Here is an 18,296-nt window from a genome sequence, read left to right on the forward strand (position 1 = left end):
GTCAGATTTTTCTTCGAAAAATGACCTCAATGAAGCACTTACTCAGTACCTCCTAACATCTCATTTATCCCCTTGTTAATAGCTTCCTGTATAACTTTTTCACAGCACTTTCCCGAGGGGTTCTTTATTTCACACTGGCCGTTTTTCATAGCTCCAGTTAGCCTAATTATATCCTTCATATTTCTAGCACCTTTATTTATAACTGCATCAATTATTTGGTTTTCTGTTACTTCATTACAATAACATAGATATTTAGGGTCTGCATCTTTTTTAAACCCTACTGGTACCTTAATTTCATTTTTCATAATAATTGTGTTTTCATTCTCTGAAAAATATACAACATCACAGTTGGGGTTTTTACATAAAAAATAATCAGCCTCTTCTATTTCCTTTTCTTTTTTCTCGTTTATTAAATTCTTAACTGTTATATATTTTATTTCAGTACCTAAACTACCACAACTGAAACAGGCTGTATTCCCTTCTATACTAGAAGTATTTAAGTCATTATTTCAACAGGATTTATTAATTATTTTCATGCTTCATACCTCCTAAAGAATTTACTATAGGGATTCAAGTAGAGACTTTAATTTATACTATTTGAAACCTATATAGATAAACAACATTAATATTTAAAATAAATTTCAAAGAAAATAATGAATGCTTTTATATTTTTTAGTTGAAATTTATTAAACCTTAAAGTTATTTATCTTTATTAATTTTAGTTTATCATTAAATTTAGTATACATAGTTGTATTTTTTAGTTGTTAAATACAACTGTTTGATGTTACAATAATTATGAGGTGATATTTTGATTAGATATACAAATGTTAATACATTAAGAGAACTTATAAGAATTCTAGTAAGAAATCTAGGTATTTTAGAGAAGGATGGTGCATCCTGTTGTGGAATTACTATAGCTCAGTGCCATGCCCTTGTAGAAATCGGTAGGGCTTGTAAAATAACACTTAACGATTTAGCTTCTATATTAACCCTCGACAAAAGTACAACGAGTAGAACTATAAATAATCTTGTAAACCAAGGTCTTGTTGAAAGAGAGACCGATGAAAGTGACAGAAGATACGTAAAAATACAATTAACGGAACAGGGAAATGAAGTATTTGTCACCATAGAAAAAAATATGGACCAATATTATTCAAATATTTTCAAATCTTTACCTAAAGATAAGGAGAGCCAAGTGTTAGAGAGTTTAAATCTCCTTCTTGATGCTATCAATAAAAATAAATGTTCTTAAAATGAGGGGGGTGGATTTTAATGAGTTATTCAACAAGATTGGCTACAATTGAAGATATACCTTCAATAACAACTATCTACAACCAGGGGATCGAAGATAGAATTGCTACCCTAGAAACTAGACTCCGCACTACAGAAGATATGAATCAGTGGTTGATAAATAGAAGTGAAAAACATAAAGTAATAGTTATCACCGATGAATTGAGTACTGTTTTAGGTTGGGCATCTCTAAACGCTTTCAATTCTAGATGCTCCTATAGTGGAGTAGTTGATATTTCTATCTATATTAAAAGAAGTATGAGAGGCAAGGGTTTAGGTAAGATACTTCTTAATAATCTAGTTGAGGTTGCAAAAGAGCAAGGATTTCATAAGCTCGTCCTGAGTACATTTGACTCCAATCAATTGGGCCAAAGACTTTATGCTTCTGTAGAGTTCAGAAAAGTAGGTACCTACATAAAACAGGGAATTTTAGATAACAAATGGATTGATATAACAATTATGGAAAAATTGCTTTTATAAAACTTAAGGTAGGATTGATCACATCCTACCTAATTTTATTAATAATTTAATTACATCTAGATATAATCTTTATATGCTTAATTACTTATTCCTATACAATACTACTTCTATGGTATCTTCGCTAATGTCAATCTCAGCTTTATCGGTCATCATTCCCACTAAGGTAAGCTCAGTGTCAACGTCGCAGTCACCCGCTAATTCCCAATAGTACTCTTCCATTTCTTCTTGTTTATCACATTTTAAGTATTTTACTAGCTTTTCTATTTTTTCATTGTCCTTAATAGTGTAATTACAATTTAAAGAAATTTTGTAGTGATCACTTTTTTCCTGTAATTTAATATTAATATCCGTTGCACCCATAGTAAAAAAGTAGGTAATTAGTTCATCCACTATCTTTGATATTCTTTTTTTGTTATGCTTCATCATATTTCATCCTTTCTAAAGGCTTCAATTATAGGGACTAAAATAGCAGCAACTATACCAGCCGCAAACCCATTATTGTATAGATTCAACCCACCATGTAAGACTCCGACATTAAGGACTACCGATGAATGTATGAAGGCTGCAATTACTCCGTACTGCCATCCAAATTCACCTGCTATTGGTGCTAATGCTGTTCCGAACAAAGCTGCTAGTAATATAGCTGGATCATTAATACTCCATATTTTTGTTAGTGCTCCTAGAAATACGCCTAGAAATATAGGAAGTATGTTCTTAGGATGTTTCCCGAATCCTCCAAATCCTGCAACAGTCAGTATTCCTCCAATTGTTGGTCCATTTAGATCTCCTCTTACAAGTAATATATAGCTTGTTGCTATTATACCATTAATTCCAACATTAATTAAAGTCGGTGGAAAACCTTCTAATATAACAAAATCGGCTACAAGTCTTCCAGGATACTTCATTATATTCCTGAAATCCTTAAATGATCTATCATTTAAACAAAAACCAACGCAAATCATAGCTAAAAATATTGTGTACAGATATATGCTTAGTATTTTATTATTCCCCGTTGTCCAAATAAATCTCGGGTTTGGTAAGAAACCATAGGATTTAAAAATTGATACAAATACAGTTCCTATCATCCCGCAGGCAAAACCAATATTGTATAGGTTAAAACCTTGATGTACTCTTAGCAAATAGGAAGATAAAGGTGGAAGTATAAATCCAATGCTTAATCCTACTAAAATTCCTAATGACACCCTAATTACAACTGGAGCCGTTGTACTGAACATTATTTCCGTTACAAATGGTGCAATTGCAGTTCCAAATAGCGCTATATATATATATTTCGAAAACTTTTCCTTTTGAACTCTTGAATATAAGTATACACCTATTACTATGAACCATACATTAAAAAGATTCTTCCCAAAGAATGCAAATCCTGCAATTAAAAATAAAGATGCGATCGTTGCCCCATTAAAATTAATTCTTAACCTATAAAGTATATAGATAAATATTAATGTCAGCAATCCTGAATTCACAAAGGCAGCTCCCATACCACCAAGACCTATGTAGTCGGTTATTAATGTATCGGGTTCTTTTAGTATTGTATATACCCCTTGAAATATTTCCTTTGGCGTGTCCACAAGAAAACCAAATATTACTAGCGAAAGAGCAAATAAAGTTACAATCGTATATCTAATATTATTAGCTTTTTTCTTTTGCAGGTCAACCTCTTTAATTGACTTCATTAACAGTTCCCCTCTCATTTTATAGATTTTATAAATAATTCTTATTTAAAGACCCTAATTATATAGAGAGCTATAATTTCTACTATAAATAGGTTTTTGTTTTGTCACATCTCAATATACCATTGCAATTTTTATGCCAACACAAATTTAACATTTGTATCCATTGCTCTTACTTAGTTTTATCCTTTTGGCTCTAATTCAATATGGTAAAATTATTATAAAGTCTCAGTTTCTAGTATCAATGTGTTTCATTCTAGATCACTTTTAAAAATTTAGTTTGTCCATAGGTGTTTCATTTCAAAACATGTGTTTCATTTTAAAACACCTTATATGTTAGCAAAGGAAAAAGCTATCAAGATTTTACTAGCCTATCTTGATAGCTCTATGATTTTTTCTCCAATGATCTCTAAATGGTCTATCCCTACATTTAGAGCTTATACTATTGAGCTATTGCACTAATAAAAGCGGCACCATCTGGATTGACCGTTGCAGTTGCAATACCAGTAAAATCATTAGCTGGATTTGCCGTTACTTCAAGGAAGTATTCGCGAGGGTCGCCATCTGGGCATTCCTGAGTATCACAGAAAGAGAAATTGAATGCTTCACGAATAATTGTTGTTAGATCAGCAGTCATAAATTTCTTTCTATATTCCCATGTTTTTAAAACCGATGGATCTGCCGTTCCGCACTTTCTGTTTAGTTTAAAAGTTAGTGCAATATCTATATCATCTGCATCAACATCACTCTCGAAAAGTATAATAGTTGAAAAATCAATCTTAACCTGAGTATTCAATGAACTGGTATCTATAAAAACTCGAGCTAAGATAAATGTTTGCTCTTGGTCTACAGCAACATTAAAATCTGCTACTTCTACTGATCTTCCACATTCCAATATTATTCTTTTTTTATCCTTACCGTCGCATCCACAATTATTTTTTACAACGTAACCTGTCATTTAGTTAGTTCCTCCTTATCATTCTAGCTTCAATACCTCTTATGATTTAACTAGTTAATTCTTAAACCCTACATAAAGAAGTACCTTCTGGGTCACTACATACTATGCTATAATTTTCAAAGTGTACTAGTTATTGGATCTATTTTTACTCATTCTAAATATCTTTATTAAACCTATTTAACCTCTATAGATTACTTACACAACAAAAAAAGCTATCAAGATTTTATAATAACCTATCTTGATAGCTCTATAATTTATTCTCCAACAATTTCCAATACGAATTATCCGTATCTATTTATCTTCTAAGCTATTAGATTATTGGGCTAATGCGCTAATAAAAGCAGCACCATCTGGATTCACAGTTGCAGTTACAATACCAACAAAATCATTAGCTGGATTTGCCGTTACTTCAAGGAAGTATTCACGCGGGTCGCCATCTGGGCATTCCTGGTCATCACAGAAAGAGAAGTTGAATGCTTCACGAATAATTGTTGTTAGATCAGCAGTCATAAATTTCTTTCTATAATCCCATGTTTTTAAAACCGATGCACCTGCCGTTCCGCACCTTCTGTTTAGTTTGAAAGTTAGCGAAATATCGATATCACCTGCATCAACATCACTCTCGAAAAGTATCATAGTTGAAAAGTCAATCTTAACCTGGGTATTCAATGAACTGGTATCAATAAAAACACGAGCTAAAGTAAATGTTTGTTGTAGGTCTATAATGTTAAAATCTGCTACTTCTACTGATCTTCCACATTCCAATATTGTTCTTCTAGAATCGCTTCCGCTACATCCGCAGCTGTTGTTTACAATAAAACCTGCCATTTAATTAATTCCCCCTTATCATTCCAAATTCTATATTTTATAGAATTTAAATAATTAACTTCCATACATTAAGTTAGGAAATGCTTTTTCCGTCACTACATTACTACATAATATGCCAGACTTCTTAAAGTGTGCTAGTTACTAGGTGCATTTTATATCAACAAAAGGAGTATTCTAGAATAATACTCTTTTATAATTTTCGAAAGATTATTAAGCAACTTGGTTGAAGTTGGTAAAATTTTATCATAAAATATAATCAAGATTAGTATTTAATCACTTATTGATATTGAAGGAGGACGGAAAAATCATGTGTGAAAAGATAAGGATATGGACAAGGCAGGATGAAGGCATTTTAAATGTTTTAAAGGAACACGGTAGATATATTGTTAAAGAGGAATATATTACAAATAAAATGGAGAATTGTTCTGATGTTTTTCTAGATGTATATAAGTGGTACACGAAAAAGGCTCAAGAAATTGTCCCTAAGCCCCATGATGTTAAGTACCCTATTTGGGTGTCAATAAGTGCAAATTATATGCTTCAGCCCGTTGAAGGAAGTGTTGTACTAGAGCTGCTAATCGATAGGGATATGGTTATAACAATGGATGTGGAGAAATGGGGTAGAATCGTAAATTACTGGTACGTTCCTATAAGCAGAGAAGATGAAACCGAGCATGATAAACTCCTAAAAAAATATGGATTATCCGATGATTCCAGTGCATACATGAGTAATTTCTATCCCCAAATAAAAAGAAAAATCATTAAAAGCTGGGATAGATTATTCGACAATTCCTATGATTTATCCGATGTAATGCAAGGTACTATATGGGAGGTTAAAGAAGAATGGATTCAAAAGATAATAAGGTAACCCTATATACTACACAAAATCCTATAGTTATAGACACATTAGAAGAAAAGGGCGTTTATCATGTGAAGAAAGAGTTTATTGAGATGAAATATAGAGAAGTATCCCATATCTTTTTGCAATGCTACGATTGGTTTGTTAGTAAGGCAAAAAATATAGTTGCTAAACCTGAAGGAGCTGAGTATCCTATATGGACATATATTGATGCTAAGTATTCCGGATATTTTGAAGATAGCTATTTGCTTGAATTGGAAGTTCCCATAGAAGATATTATTTTCTTTAAAATGGAAGATTGGAATAGAATTTTAAATTTAAGATATTTACCAAAGAATAGTCAAGATGGATTGAAGTACGATAATAAACTGAAATCCTATAATATTCAAGATGAAACGGAAATCTTTATGAATCCCTATTATCCTCAACTAAAATCAGAGGTTAGAAAAAGTTGGGATAATTTGTTTAAACATAACGAGATAGTAAAATCGAATAGGGTGTTTGAAGGGGCAATTCAAGGTAGTTTGTGGGAGATAAAAAAGTCTTGGCTTGTTGATGTTAAAAAGGGGTAAGATCAATTCTTCCCGAAGTGTTTTGTGCTCGAGTTTGGAAAATATGACACAGGGACAGAGCCCCGGACACGCTGAGAAGATCGCATGTCAGATGGGTCAGTCCCCGAGTCACATTTTCGACTTTTATAGCAATATATGCTTTTTATTGCACTATCTTTTTTTAATAGCAAATAATAATAGCCGCTAGGAACCTTAGGTCAAGTCTATTAGATTTAGAGACTCAAAAATAATTACTCTGAAAACCTAGTAACAAGGAACTAGCAGCTAGTAGTTAATTGGTTATACGTTTAACATTTTATCTATTATTTCAATTGCTTTATTCAGTCTTTCGTTATAATCACCGCTGATTTCTATGATTTTATCGCCGAATCCTCTTTCTATGTACATATCCTTGAGTTTATTGTGAAGCTGCCATCTTCGGTCATCACCGGAAAGCCACCTTAATCCATCATCTACCCATTTAACGTCAGGAGCAAACATTAGCACAATATCATATCTATCTGGATCTATTAATGAGTCTATCTTTTCGCTTTTCTCATGAAGAAACATTTCACAATAGTATTGAGTTACTGTAGCGTCTGTGTCTATGAATACGATCTTATTGGCTGTTCTAATGGATTTATCCTCTTCTTCCATATGAAGCTGTACTATTTTTTCAAAGTCTTCCAAGGTATATACGTCTTCATTGCCTCCAAGATATCTTTCTGAGTAATATCTTCCCACTTCTTCTACCCACGAGGTATGGAATATTTTTGCCAGATATTTAGTTACTGTAGTTTTTCCACAGCTTTCTGTTCCAGTAATCAGTACCTTCTTTGCAAAGTGAGGCCTTACACTTCCTAAAATATAATCCCAATGCTTTAGAGCATTATCTCTTATGGCTGTTCCACTTATTGGATATCTTTCACGCTTATAATCAAATAACTCATAGGCTACACCTGGAAGGTTTATTCCTAATGGTTCTTGATATTTGGGTTCACCTCCAAATACCACATCAAATTTTTCAGGTACGGTCTCTATTAATAACTCGGCCCAGGCATCCCATCCCCTAGGTTGTTCTGGAATGCCTGTTTCATCTAACATTACAACCTGAATATGATCAAAGTTTTGTAGTTCAATAGACAACCATTTTGCTCTTGTCTTCAAATCCATGACCTTTATACCCGATTGTTCACATAGCCTTTTTGTCACATTAGCATTATCCGACACTACAACATAGAGCTTTTCACATCTGGTGGATGCATTGATAATAGCATTTAACTGACCTCTATGAGGAGGTAGAAATTTGCCTGGAAACACTCCTATTTTATACATAAACGTCACCTCTCCGATTGTTAAAAATATATCTATAAAATATTATAATTTCAATAAATAAAATCACTTTACTAACAGTTTATTAATAATATTCTTTGTTTTCAACAAATAATTATGATGGAACAATTTTTATTTTATTTAATAATACCACCTATAGGTCGATAAAAAAAGAGCACCTTCCTTAAAACAAGGAAAATACTCTATTCTTTATTTGCTTCATCATTGATTATTTTTTTCAATTAAAATATCTATCTTCTTGAACTAGGGGTGAAGCTTTAATCCTTTTAAAGCACGATCAACCTGATTTTTCTTACCCATAAGGGCAAAACCAACAATATCTAAACCATCTGTTTGAACTTTTTTAACGGCTGCTCGGTTATCTATATCATTGTAGGTTTCAAACAGCTCTCTTGTGTAAATGGTCATAGGAATTTCCCTTTTCATTGCCTTGAAAAATACATCTTTAATCTGTGATTCATCCGCTGAAAAAATGAGAATAGGTTGTTTAGACATTGGTAAATACACCCTATCAGATCCATCTTCGTATGGTTCTCCTATTATGTCCTGTGTCCCACCTATGCCACTCATTAAGAAGGCTGTTACATTGAGTTTTTTCCACGTTTCTAGATTTTCAAGCAATACAACTGCAATCTTGGTATCGAACTTCATCATTTATTCCCTCCATCATCTATGTGTAAAAGCAGTTCTTAAACCTATATGGTGTTATTCCATATACCTCCTTAAACCTTCGATTCAAATGTCCTTGATCACAAAATCCGTATTTTTCAGCGGAATATAAAATATCTTCTCCATCTTCAATGGCTTTACGAACAGCTTCTATTCTACATTCTATTGTATATTGATAAGGTGTTCTTCCTGTGTGTTTTTTAAACATTCTAATAAAATGATATTTAGATACATTTACATTTTGAGCAACTTCATCAATAGAAATTTTTCTATTCAAATTACTTGCTATAAATTCCTTAGCTTCTCGAACAACCTTTCCATCGGTCTTCACAGAGTTCGAATCGATCTCAAGGCAATTATTTTCAGCTATTAACTGGGTAATGATATTTAAAAACTGTTCTTCCCCTAGGAGATTATCTAATCGATTCCTTTTTACAAGATTCATGAATATCATAAGCTGATTGGAAAGATTCTTGTTGAAGAGAACAGTATTTTTAAATCTAAAATCATAGGATTTATATCCTGAAACTTCCTTATATACCTCTTTGAAAATCCCTTTAGGAATATATAGCATGTTATATGTGTAACCATACTTAGTTTCTGAATATCCATCATGCAGCTCTTCTGGATTAATGAGCATTATTCCACCGGCTGGCACTTTATGATATTGACCATTACAATAAAAGCTTTGATATCCACTTTCAGTAACCCCAATTGCAAAATCCTCATGGGCATGCCTCTTGTACTTAAAATCGCAAATCGAAGCATTTAACAAGGTTATATTAGGCATATATTCAGATTTATAGTAGGAAAAGGTATCTTTTACTTTCATTTTAATCACCTATATATAAACGGCATGAAAACTCTCAGAGTAAGTAACAATTTCTATTTTGAATTCACAATATTTTCAAGCTTCTTACCTATGCCTTAATTATATCAAAGCAAAATAATATTGTATTGGATAAAATTGCTCTATTTTTTTCTTAGTATTAATCAACATCAAAACTAAGGAGTCAAAAGTAGATAATTCCTTTTGACTCCTTATGTTACATTACTATGTCTTCTCGGCATTGATGAAATTGCAAGGAAACTCACAGCTTTGTTTGCTCCAACTTGTTTTCTCCTTCAAGATAAACCTTTTCAACTCTAAAGTCTCTATTCAGTAGAACAATATCCGACTGTAGCCCCTCTTTTAAGTGCCCTATTTTATCATCTATTTTCAGTAGACGAGCAGGATTTATGGTGGCCATGTTAACAACTTCATTAATAGGTAGTCCAGTGGCACTAAGCATATTTCTTATGGCCCTATCTATCGTTAAGACACTTCCAGCCAAGGCTCCACTTTCTAAACGTGCTTCTCCATTTCTAACTATCACTTTCTGGCCTCCTAGTGAATATACATCCTCACTTAGGCCTCCTGCTTGCATAGAATCAGTGATTAAGATTATATCCTTATTATCCTTTGCCCTTGTAATAATCTTTAGTATCGCTGGATTGAGATGAACATTGTCAACTATTATTTCACAGGTCATTTCAGTCGAAAGTACAGCCCCTACTACTCCTGGTTTTCTATGATGTAAGCCAGTCATGGCATTAAACAGATGAGTAGCGTGGCTAAGTCCCCACTCCCTTGCTCTTTCTACTTCTTCATAGGTTGCACCGGAATGACCTACAGAAGTAACTATTCCCTTTTCCTTGATTTTCTTTATAAAATCCTCTGCTCCGGAAATCTCTGGTGCAACGGTGACAATCTTAATAATGTCTAGATAATCTTCAATCAACTGAATATCAGGTTCTAATATATATTCCTCCATTTGAGCACCCTTATATTTAGGATTGATGAAGGGACCTTCCAGGTTAACTCCTAGAACTTTGGCTCCATCAAACTTTTCTTCTTTAATACTGACTACATTTTCTAGTGCCCTCTTAATTATCTTATATTCCATAGTCATTGTTGTTGGCAGAAAACTAGTTACACCGGTTTTAACTACATTCTTGCTCATGGTATTTATTGCTTCATAACTGCCCTCCATCGTATCGTGGCCATAGAAGCCATGGATATGGATATCAATAAAACCCGGTGTAACATACCCGCCCATGCCATCGATAACTTCAATGTCCTTATATTTACTTAAATCACTTGAATGCAAAATTTCTTGAATTTTTTCATCAAAGACTATTGTTCCATTTAAAATGACTCTATCGGTTAAAACTATGTTTACATTTCTAATTGCTTTCATTATTTTCTTCCCTTCTCTCGATAACCAACACTACATTTCTATTATCTTTTTATAATCTATCTGAGAAAAGCAGTCGATAACCCTATCTGCTCTTGATAAGTCTTGATCTCCAGAATTAGGATTTTTAAACCCTATGCATTTCATACCAGCCGCTTTAGCTGCTATAACACCATTTCTCGAGTCTTCTATTACAACACATTCTATAGGATTTACGCCTAGCTCCTTAGCAGCCTCTAAAAATATGTCTGGACATGGCTTACTATTTTTAATATCTTCTCCCGATATTCTTATAGCGAAGTATTCCTCTAGTTCAAATAAATTGATTACTGTTTCAATGCTTCTTCTTACTGCCGATGATGCTAGGGCCAATTTAATATTATTTATATATAACTCATTAACAAATTCCTTCACTCCACTTATGGGCTTTATATCCTCAGAGGCTAATAGATGTTTTATATATCTATCTACCTCTAACCTTACTATTTCTTTCGCCAAAATATCTTCCCCCAGGTTATGCTTTATCTTTATTTCATTCCACATACCCATACTTGTTTTTCCCACATAGGAGTTGTGTTCTTCTTCACTTACTTCTATATCTAGTCTTTCAAAAATACTTTTTTCAACTTGCTTATGAATTGGTTCACTATCAATTATTACTCCATCCATATCAAATATTATAGCCTTTATCATTTTTAAAACCTCTCCCTTAATAGTCTATATTGACTGGCAATCCATTCTCTTTAGATGACCTATAGGCACAATCTACTACTACTTGAGTCTTATATCCTTCCACAAAATCCGGGGCAAATGATAGCTTATTATTTGTCATTACTGTCTTTAAGAAACATCCTAAGCTCGCCGCATGGATATCAACCATCCAACCTTGAGAAAGCTTAGGGGTAGGAAATATTTTTAATAGTTCATTAATCTCTTCATGGTCTATTAACTGATCAATACCATCTATTTCCTTTGATCTATTATCAATAACCCTTGGGAAATATGTATTATCTGGATCTATATAGATAGAAGCCTTCTCACCATATATCTCTATTCTAGTTCCTTCATTGCCAACGGCAACTCTAGAAGCCTCGATAGTCCCTTTTGCGCCATTCTTCAATTTGACCATAAGCAGTGCCCAATCATCTACATCAACGTCTCTAAGTTCACCACTATCTGTAGATCTTTGAGTAACTATTGTATCAGTCCAAGCCTGTACCGTTTCAATTTCTCCCAACAGAAAGTGAACTAAGTCTATCATATGGCTTCCTAAATCAGCTAGGGCTCCTCCTCCACTTTTTGCCCTATTAAGTCGCCATGTCAATTTTTTCTGTGGATTAAGATAGCTTGAATGATAAAGTTCTCCACGAATAGCATAAATCTTCCCCAATATGTTACTTTTAATTATCGCCCTCGCTCGCATAACTGCCGGTAAAAATCTTAGAACAAAACCCATCTGATTATGAACATAATTTTCTTCTAACTTATCCATGATTTCTATAGCTTGGTCCTTGTTTAGTGCTAATGGCTTCTCACAGTAAACATGCTTCTTTGCTTCAATGACTGCCATTATCTGCTCTTTATGCAGGTAATTTGGAGTACATATATCGATCACATCTAAATCTGGGATTTTAACTAAATCCTCCATGGTGCCAACAACATTTTCAAATCCAATTCCATGGGCCCATTTACGATTTTCCTTTATGTGAGTAGTTAGTAGGCCTGTCAAATTGATATCAGCACCTAGCTGAAGTCCCATCAATGGTATGTTTCTTAATCCCATTAAATGTACCCTGGCTATTCCCCCCATTCCTGCTAAAGAATAGTTAATTTTCACGCAATACACCTCCCTTTTCACTCTCTATCTATCAAGCCTTATTTCATATTTGTAGATATCTCCTCTATAGATTGCCTTTGTATACTCAATAATCCTGTCGTTTTCTAGATAGGTTTTTCTTCTGAAAAGCAGACATAGCGCTTTCTCCTTTTGATTTAGCAAATCGCTCTCATATTCATCGGACATTATTGGTTCTATCGTTTGTTTAGCGTATTTTAATCTAAATCCGTATTTTTCTTCAAGCAAATTATATAATGAATTATTTTCTACATGATCTCTTTTCATATCTGGGCATAGCTCATGGGGTATGGATGCAACCTCTATGCAAAATGGTTCTTCATCGACATACCTCAACCTTTTTATCTCAATTACCTTATCGTCTTTGCCTAACATTTCTAAATGCTTCTTATTTTCCTTTGTAACTTTTTTGATTTTAAATGATAGAAGTTGTGTTTTTGTAATCAGTCCCTTTTCTTTCATTTCCTCAGTAAATCCTCTAAGATTTGATATTTTTTGATTGATCTTAGGTTTTGCAACAAAGGTTCCTCTACCCTGTTCTCTAAAGACTACCCCTTCATTTACCAAGGACATAACAGCCTTCCTAGCTGTCATTCTACTTATTTCATGGGCTTCACATAATTCTCGTTCTGGGGGTATTGGATCACCGGGCTTTAATTCTTCATTCTCGATCATTTCGAGTAATATTTCCTTTAATTGATAATATAATGGTAACGGACTTTCTTTAGTAACCTTTCTCAATTCAATTCCTCCCAAATCAGTGTCTAAATTGGTATAATGTGTATACCAATTTAGACACTGCATCTATTATAGATATGGGTACCTATTATATTCTCCCCTCATATTTTTTGAGAAGCTTATCGTTATGTTCATCTGCATTATCAACATTGTAACTGATTAAAATTGGGGGAGTTTCACCCTTCTCTAAGTATCCCTTTACTATCTCCGCCGTTAGAGCTTGCGCTATAAAGGCTCCAGTTATTGATGATATGGAACAAGCCTTTATTTTCATATCTGCAACCGGCATTAGAGCATCTCCAACAGGTCCACAATTATCAATAACCACATCTCCAAGCTCATAAAGTTTTTTGCCACTTGGATGTCTTGAATCTATACTTCTTGTATGCTCCATGGAGGTTACTACTATCAGCGGCATAGCTTTTTCCTTTACTATAGATGCAAATTCTACAATTGAACCATTTCGTCCTGAGTTTGATACTATAATAAAGGCGTCATTTTTTTGAATATTGTAAAGCTCCCACAGCTTACGAGCATTATTAGGGTTTCTTTCAAAGCTTGGGTCCTTTAGGTCAACGCTTGGGATTATTCCCTTTAATGCTAGATCATCAAGTACAATTTTATTCATAGGTACTAGACCACCGGCTCTATTAACTAACTCCATGGCAAAACACTTTGAATGCCCTGTTCCAAATATGTGCACCACACCATTATTTAACATTCTCTCGGTTAACATCTTAGCTGCTTTCTCTATATTTTCCACCTGTGTAGCCTTGAGCTTCTCTATACTTTTCTCAGCTTCTTTAAAAAAATTTCTTGAATCAATCATATTAACTACCTCCCCTATTGTTATACTAGACTATAACTCCTCTATGAGTTTAAGTACCATATTAGCTAGTTCTTCCCCTGAACCGCACTTGAAGCGACATGATAGTGACTCGTATCCCCCTTGTAAATATGAATCTTTATCAGGTAGATATCCGATAACGCCATTGGAATATCCCATAATCATAGTGATAGGAAATGGAGATTCTTTCATGATTTGCTTGCCAAGTTTTGAAAATAATTCTGCTGGCTGTGTTACTATACATCCCTGCCCCAATCCAATGGCTGTTATAATTCCTTCATATTCTAAGGCATCTTTGTACTCTTTTAGCATTTTCAAAATTTCATATCCCTGTAGTGCAGTTTTCATCACTCTTATTTCATTATGCTGGGAATTACTGCTCTCTATATCTTGTAATTTGTTTTTACATTCCTCTATCTCTTTATCTAGTTGTTCCTTAGGAGGTATTTCTCTTTTACTTAGTTTAAAGTGTTTCTCAATCAATGAGATGTTAGTTTGTTTTTCATATTGGATTTTTTCTATTGCCTTGATAACCTCAGCCGCTAAAATTCTACCTATCCTATCTTTTTCATCAATGCTTTGATTTCTTCTCGTAAATCTAGTACTTATATCTCCACAGGCTCCATTACTAAAGGCAAACAATACATCATTTCCATAAATTCTTTTTAGCGATTTTATGGCGGCCCCTGGGAAATCAGCAGAGATCATTAAGTTTTCACATGATAGCACAGTGGGGTGACAATTGTAGTTAAATAGAACGGCTATAGGCTTATTGTTCAGATCTGCAAAGCTAATGACGGTTATATAGGTTTCGCTTTTTTCATTTTGGTCCCTTCTATTTGCTCCTATATCATAAACTTCACTTTGATACCATCCAAGTTTACACTCCCTGGTGCTATTAGAAGCCTGTAACACCAAGCCCGGTATTACTTTTAAAAGCCACTCCTCATAGGTAGAATCATATCCTCCAAATAGGGGGTAGTTATAGGTTAAGGGACCTGAATGTGTATGGCTTGAGGAAATGATAATATGGCTTCTTTTAATACCCGTTAATTCATTCACCTTGTCCCTTATAATATCCACCTGTGCCTTGGTAACATATAATAAATCTAAAAATATCAGAGCAATCTTTTTTTCATTATCATCTTCTAGGACAATGGCCTTCGCATAAAGTGTATCGTTGACACCTTGAGCAGGTCCTTTTCTCTCTGCATAGCCTGCCATATAAATAGGTATCTGTGGAGTTATGTTATGTCTAGAAAAGCCTATTCTCATTTCTAATCCCTCCACTACTTAGAGAATTAAATATTAGGATAGGCCATAGACCCATCCCAACTATAGAGTTTAAAATCCCTTAGACGTAATAACTTTAATAAATCCTTTTGGTGAATTAGAGGGCATCATCTGAGTTATTAAATTAAATCCTAGAGCCTCTATTTTTCTATATATATCAGCATCTTCTGGTGTTACAGCAATGGACTTAGTAACCATTTTATATTTAGTTCCAGGTATTGGCGCTTGGTTTCCTACGTTAACTTCCTGGGGCTTTAGACCAGCTTCTAATAGTGCAAGGGCATCACTAGGAAACTTTGCTAATATCATGATCTTTTCTTTTGCTGTGCTCGAATTAACATAATCAACTGCATCCTGTATTGAAAGAACCAGGGTTTTTACTCCTCTAGCTGCAAGGGGAAGCATTTGCTTTTGAATAGGGTCCTTCGAAACCTCATCATTTACCACCATTAACAAGTCCGCACCTACTGCTCCAACCCAGCTCGTAGTAACCTGTCCATGAATCAATCTGTTATCTATTCTCATATGTACTATCATTAGTTTAACCCCCTAAAAATTTCTCTGATATCTATAATCCCTTCTTTACCAGCTTCAATAATGTTTTGAATCAACTCATCGGTCATACTGTACCTCATACCAATAAGCTCTAATAAAATTGATAAGTTCATGCCTGTAATCACTGGGATACCTTCCTTTGCCACATAGGCTGCGGCATTACTTGGAGATCCACCCATCAAATCTACTAATACAATTACCCCTTCATCCCCTGTAACCTTTTCTACAGACTCTTTTATACTTTCTTTTAGTTTCATTGGGTCATCATTTGGTTCTAAGGCTAATGCAATTATATTCTCCTGAGGCCCCATAATCATCTCAGCAGAATTCAACATTTCCTTCGCAAGTCTTCCATGGCTTGCCAATACTATTCCTATCAATATTTCTCCCCCTTTTCGTTAAACCAAGAGCATTTTAAACGGTCTCCTTTTATAAGGAGTGGATTGTTATAAAAGGAGACCGGGTATATTTAGTAAACAATATTTAGATCTATAGGATTCCTAATATGTTAGTAACAAAAGCTAATCCTAGTAGTACAAGGAGTACCTTAACCGGTGACATCTTTCTTTTTATCAGCCAATAGGAAAGACCAACAATAAGGATTGGAATCAGGTATGGGAAAAGTTTATCTAAGATTCCTTGAAGCTCTACAACCTTTTCTACGGCTTCTCCATTAATGGTAACGGTTTTTGCATATTTCAGTGGAGTTTTTACTCTGCTGAGAATACTCGGTATAAATCCACCTATTACGATAAGTCCCGCAATCGAAGCTATTTCAGTAACCTTATTAAGGATTCCATCACCCATTACATCACTAATTAAAGCTGTACTTCGGTTGTAACCAAACCAGAATAAAGGTACTTTAACTGCCATCCATAGGATTCCAGAGAAGAATATTAACCAAGGTCCCAATGAACTTCCACTCATTGCTAATGACGCAGCAATAACTGCAATTATTGGTCTATAGAGAATCGCCATCAGGGTATCTCCAATACCAGCAAGCGGACCCATTAATCCTACCTTAATACTACTAGCTGCATTACCTGCTTTATCTTCCTCTAGTGCAATGGCTGCACCTAAGATAAGTGGTGAAAATACGGGGTTTGTATTATAGAAATGTAGATGTCTTTTCATTGCTTCCTTCAATTCATCGCCCTTTGCGTATATCTTTTGAAGTACAGGAAGTATTGCCCATAGAAATCCTAATGCCTGCATTCTTTCATAGTTCCAAGACCATTGCAGAGTGATGGCATCCCTCCACAAGCATTTCTTTAAGGTAGCCTTATCTATTTTAGTTTTTGATTGTTCATTAGCCATTAGTTACACCTCCCTTTAGGTTTGTATAAACAATAGCTATTGCGATCCCTGCTAAGGCTATACCCATAATAGGCATGTTCACGTATCCAAGTAGGATATATCCTATTAATAAGAATGGCCAGTATTTTTTAAGATCCATTTGAGAAAGTAATAATGCAAATCCTAATGCTGGAAGCATTTTACCTGCCAATGACATACTTCCCATAAACCACTCAGGCATCCAATCTATAACCTTCTGTACTGGACCTGCACCTAACCATACTGCTAAAAACACTGGTAATCCTCGGCTTAACCCCCAAGGTAATTGTCCTAATAAGTGCATTTTTGTTACTCCCTTAATATTACCTTCTTCTACATGTTTATCAGCAGCATGAATAAAGCCAGTTGTTGATGCACGTGCTAATATATCTAATTGAGTCATTAAAATTGATGTTGGTATGGCAACGGCCAATCCTACTTCAAGAGAATTAGTACCTGCTCCTGCCAAAGCACCGATTGCTGTACCTATTATTGCGCCTGTATTAAAGTCAGGCATAGTAGCTCCACCATAAGTCCACATACCAAGAGACATTAAAGTCAAGGTTGCTCCAATCTGCAATCCTAGATTAAAGTCTCCCACAACCATTCCTGTAATTGCACCACTAATCAGTGCTTCCGCCCACCACAATCCTGTCAATGTTCCAATTATAGAGATATATGCCCATATTCCGAGTACAATAGGTATGAAGATTCCGTATCCATCCATGGGTCTCCCCCCTTTATTTTATTAAATTCC

22 protein-coding genes are annotated in these 18,296 nt (G+C 34.4%); 4 read left to right on the forward strand and 18 right to left on the reverse strand.

Features of this window, described 5'->3' with window-relative positions; genetic code table 11:
- Positions 1-38: 38 nt before the first annotated feature.
- Positions 39-536, reverse strand: coding sequence for a Csac_0668 family 2Fe-2S cluster-binding (seleno)protein (locus R9X47_RS11465; protein ID WP_432666958.1), 498 nt, complete (start codon positions 534-536; stop codon positions 39-41).
- Between the two features lie 272 nt (positions 537-808).
- Here R9X47_RS11465 and R9X47_RS11470 point away from each other — a divergent pair, with 272 nt between their 5' ends.
- Positions 809-1,252 carry a MarR family winged helix-turn-helix transcriptional regulator gene (locus R9X47_RS11470; RefSeq protein WP_432666959.1) on the forward strand — a complete coding sequence of 148 codons (444 nt, stop codon included), beginning with the start codon at positions 809-811 and terminating at the stop codon, positions 1,250-1,252.
- A 20-nt stretch (positions 1,253-1,272) separates the two neighbouring features.
- Entirely contained in the window at positions 1,273-1,770 is a 498-nt protein-coding gene (locus tag R9X47_RS11475) for an arsinothricin resistance N-acetyltransferase ArsN1 family A (protein ID WP_432666960.1), read from the forward strand.
- Positions 1,771-1,851: 81 nt separating this feature from the next.
- On the opposite strand, the gene R9X47_RS11480 is transcribed toward R9X47_RS11475, so the two are convergent.
- The 4 genes from R9X47_RS11480 to R9X47_RS11495 all read right to left on the reverse strand — a co-directional run bounded on the left by R9X47_RS11480 (position 1,852) and on the right by R9X47_RS11495 (position 5,247).
- Entirely contained in the window at positions 1,852-2,196 is a 345-nt protein-coding gene (locus R9X47_RS11480; RefSeq protein ID WP_432666961.1) for a hypothetical protein, read from the reverse strand.
- Complete coding sequence (locus R9X47_RS11485) at positions 2,193-3,464, reverse strand: DUF1576 domain-containing protein (RefSeq protein ID WP_432666962.1); 1,272 nt, start codon at positions 3,462-3,464, stop codon at positions 2,193-2,195. The genes R9X47_RS11480 and R9X47_RS11485 overlap by 4 nt, the downstream gene beginning before the upstream one ends.
- Positions 3,465-3,903: 439 nt before the next feature.
- The gene (locus R9X47_RS11490; protein ID WP_432666963.1) at positions 3,904-4,419 is read right to left on the reverse strand and encodes a DUF4489 domain-containing protein; all 516 of its coding nucleotides are present in this window, start codon (positions 4,417-4,419) and stop codon (positions 3,904-3,906) included.
- A gap of 315 nt (positions 4,420-4,734) precedes the next feature.
- Positions 4,735-5,247, reverse strand: a complete 513-nt coding sequence (locus tag R9X47_RS11495; RefSeq protein ID WP_432666964.1) for a DUF4489 domain-containing protein — start codon at positions 5,245-5,247, stop codon at positions 4,735-4,737.
- Between the two features lie 307 nt (positions 5,248-5,554).
- Between R9X47_RS11495 and R9X47_RS11500 the strand changes: the two genes are divergently transcribed.
- Positions 5,555-6,115 carry a DUF3841 domain-containing protein gene (locus tag R9X47_RS11500; protein ID WP_432666965.1) on the forward strand — a complete coding sequence of 187 codons (561 nt, stop codon included), beginning with the start codon at positions 5,555-5,557 and terminating at the stop codon, positions 6,113-6,115.
- Positions 6,091-6,678: a DUF3841 domain-containing protein gene (locus R9X47_RS11505; RefSeq protein WP_432666966.1), complete on the forward strand. Its 588-nt coding sequence runs from the start codon at positions 6,091-6,093 to the stop codon at positions 6,676-6,678. Before R9X47_RS11500 ends, R9X47_RS11505 begins: the two co-directional genes overlap by 25 nt.
- 279 nt (positions 6,679-6,957) lie before the next feature.
- Here the strand turns inward: R9X47_RS11505 and nadR are convergent, their stop codons facing one another.
- The 13 genes from nadR to R9X47_RS11570 form a co-directional block, all read right to left on the reverse strand.
- Complete coding sequence (gene nadR, locus R9X47_RS11510) at positions 6,958-7,992, reverse strand: multifunctional transcriptional regulator/nicotinamide-nucleotide adenylyltransferase/ribosylnicotinamide kinase NadR (RefSeq protein WP_432666967.1); 1,035 nt, start codon at positions 7,990-7,992, stop codon at positions 6,958-6,960.
- 261 nt (positions 7,993-8,253) lie between these two features.
- Positions 8,254-8,664 carry a DUF2000 family protein gene (locus tag R9X47_RS11515; protein WP_432666968.1) on the reverse strand — a complete coding sequence of 137 codons (411 nt, stop codon included), beginning with the start codon at positions 8,662-8,664 and terminating at the stop codon, positions 8,254-8,256.
- Positions 8,665-8,680: 16 nt separating this feature from the next.
- Complete coding sequence (locus R9X47_RS11520; RefSeq protein WP_432666969.1) at positions 8,681-9,511, reverse strand: AraC family transcriptional regulator; 831 nt, start codon at positions 9,509-9,511, stop codon at positions 8,681-8,683.
- A 259-nt stretch (positions 9,512-9,770) separates the two neighbouring features.
- On the reverse strand, positions 9,771-10,919 hold the full coding sequence (gene nagA / locus R9X47_RS11525) for an N-acetylglucosamine-6-phosphate deacetylase (RefSeq protein ID WP_432666970.1): 1,149 nt from the start codon (positions 10,917-10,919) through the stop codon (positions 9,771-9,773).
- A gap of 30 nt (positions 10,920-10,949) precedes the next feature.
- The gene (locus R9X47_RS11530; RefSeq protein ID WP_432666971.1) at positions 10,950-11,609 is read right to left on the reverse strand and encodes an HAD family hydrolase; all 660 of its coding nucleotides are present in this window, start codon (positions 11,607-11,609) and stop codon (positions 10,950-10,952) included.
- A gap of 16 nt (positions 11,610-11,625) precedes the next feature.
- Complete coding sequence (locus R9X47_RS11535) at positions 11,626-12,753, reverse strand: Gfo/Idh/MocA family protein (RefSeq protein WP_432666972.1); 1,128 nt, start codon at positions 12,751-12,753, stop codon at positions 11,626-11,628.
- A 24-nt stretch (positions 12,754-12,777) separates the two neighbouring features.
- A complete protein-coding gene (locus R9X47_RS11540; protein WP_432666973.1) occupies positions 12,778-13,512 on the reverse strand; it encodes a GntR family transcriptional regulator in 735 nt (244 codons plus the stop codon).
- 85 nt (positions 13,513-13,597) lie between these two features.
- Positions 13,598-14,338: a sugar isomerase domain-containing protein gene (locus R9X47_RS11545; RefSeq protein WP_432666974.1), complete on the reverse strand. Its 741-nt coding sequence runs from the start codon at positions 14,336-14,338 to the stop codon at positions 13,598-13,600.
- Between the two features lie 30 nt (positions 14,339-14,368).
- Positions 14,369-15,631: a neutral/alkaline non-lysosomal ceramidase N-terminal domain-containing protein gene (locus tag R9X47_RS11550; protein WP_432666975.1), complete on the reverse strand. Its 1,263-nt coding sequence runs from the start codon at positions 15,629-15,631 to the stop codon at positions 14,369-14,371.
- A 69-nt stretch (positions 15,632-15,700) separates the two neighbouring features.
- On the reverse strand, positions 15,701-16,186 hold the full coding sequence (locus R9X47_RS11555; protein ID WP_432666976.1) for a PTS system mannose/fructose/N-acetylgalactosamine-transporter subunit IIB: 486 nt from the start codon (positions 16,184-16,186) through the stop codon (positions 15,701-15,703).
- Complete coding sequence (locus tag R9X47_RS11560) at positions 16,186-16,584, reverse strand: PTS sugar transporter subunit IIA (RefSeq protein ID WP_432666977.1); 399 nt, start codon at positions 16,582-16,584, stop codon at positions 16,186-16,188. Before R9X47_RS11560 ends, R9X47_RS11555 begins: the two co-directional genes overlap by 1 nt.
- A gap of 109 nt (positions 16,585-16,693) precedes the next feature.
- Positions 16,694-17,521 (reverse strand): PTS system mannose/fructose/sorbose family transporter subunit IID, encoded by an 828-nt coding sequence (locus tag R9X47_RS11565; protein ID WP_432666978.1) that lies wholly within the window; start codon positions 17,519-17,521, stop codon positions 16,694-16,696.
- Positions 17,514-18,266, reverse strand: a complete 753-nt coding sequence (locus tag R9X47_RS11570; RefSeq protein WP_432666979.1) for a PTS mannose/fructose/sorbose/N-acetylgalactosamine transporter subunit IIC — start codon at positions 18,264-18,266, stop codon at positions 17,514-17,516. Before R9X47_RS11570 ends, R9X47_RS11565 begins: the two co-directional genes overlap by 8 nt.
- Between the last annotated feature and the right edge of the window lie 30 nt (positions 18,267-18,296).

The sequence above is a fragment of the Wukongibacter baidiensis genome, assembly GCF_050888315.1.
Classification (GTDB): Bacteria; Bacillota; Clostridia; order Peptostreptococcales; family Caminicellaceae; genus Wukongibacter; species Wukongibacter baidiensis.